Origin of the sequence: Klebsiella sp. MS 92-3, from assembly GCF_000195655.1 — a bacterium.
Classification (GTDB): Bacteria; Pseudomonadota; Gammaproteobacteria; order Enterobacterales; family Enterobacteriaceae; genus Klebsiella; species Klebsiella pneumoniae.
In genome coordinates this window covers 1,091-2,246 of record NZ_GL882783.1, presented here as the reverse complement: position 1 = coordinate 2,246, position 1,156 = coordinate 1,091, and the positions used below count along the sequence as shown (strand labels likewise).

The window sequence follows — 1,156 nt, the reverse complement described above, 5'->3', positions numbered from 1 at the left end:
TAACATGGTTCCCGTTCAGGGCGGCGAGTTCTTAATGGGCGATTTTGGACCGTTAGTCGGTGAAAAACTGCCTTTCAGCATAAACCAGGATGACAAGGTATTACATAAGGTTGTATTAAGCGATTTTTCAATATCAAAATACAAAGTCACCAATGATGATTATAATAAATATCTGCAGATAACAGGAGTAAAAAAACCACCCATTAATATTCTGCTAAAAGATTACCCATCATTGCAAAAAAGTGATTATTCTGTTGGCATCACCTGGCAACAGGCAAAAGACTATTGTCAGTGGTTAGGTAAGGAGTCTGGTAACAAGATTGATTTACCAACAGAGGCGCAATGGGAATATGCAGCAAGATCCAGAGGGCAATACATTCCGTTTGCAACGAATAATGGTGAGTTCCTGCCCGGTAAAAACATCCCCAGCCAGGATGAGCTGAGTGAATATACTGATGGAGCAGGTATTCCTATTTATCCAGTGGGGAAATATCCCCCAAACCCCCTGGGTCTGTATGATATGGGACTTAGTGGCTCAGAATGGACCAATGACTGGTATGCGTCAGATTATTACTCTCATTCTCCGGTAAACGATCCTCAGGGACCCGTAAAGGGGACCGAAAAAGTCCTCCGCGGGAATGTTGGCGGTGACAGACAATACGCTTTAACCGTGTTCAGACAATCAGATTTGCCAGTTCCAAAGATCAATAAAGACGATGATTATGAAAAATATGGTGTTGGTCCGCAGTATGTTTTCCGTTGCGTCATCAATAAATAATGTCGTTTGGTGGTGACATATATCATTTTAACCGGAGCAACAACGTTGAATGAATGTTCCAATAAACCGGAGAGACTATTTAAACCTGTCCCGGATAGCCTGATGTCAGAATATCTTGCCATGATCGACGACCAGCACCCGACGGGTACAATGACTGCCTGATGCAATGGCTGAGGTGATAAGATGAGAAAATTAATCGTAGTTGCTTCCGTTGCAGCCGGTTTACTGACCGGGTGCGACCAGAAGAGTACTGGCAAGCGTGAAACCTTGTCTGAAGCGCTTGTTGCTAAGTCGCTTTCTAACATGGTTCCCGTTAAGGGCGGCGAGTTCTTAATGGGGGATTTTGGCCCATTAGTCGGTCAAAAACTACCTTTCAGC

Annotated in this window: 3 protein-coding genes; all 3 read left to right on the top strand. The window is 43.9% G+C overall.

The genetic code is table 11. The annotated features are described in order from the left end of the window. Positions 1-778 (top strand): formylglycine-generating enzyme family protein (locus HMPREF9538_RS18400; protein WP_009484597.1); only part of this gene is annotated, 778 nt, incomplete at its 5' end. A gap of 45 nt (positions 779-823) precedes the next feature. After that, positions 824-940: a hypothetical protein gene (locus tag HMPREF9538_RS32170; RefSeq protein ID WP_004217423.1), complete on the top strand. Its 117-nt coding sequence runs from the start codon at positions 824-826 to the stop codon at positions 938-940. 21 nt (positions 941-961) lie between these two features. Further along, a partial coding sequence (locus HMPREF9538_RS29635) for a hypothetical protein (RefSeq protein ID WP_009484596.1) occupies positions 962-1,156 on the top strand: 195 nt, incomplete at its 3' end.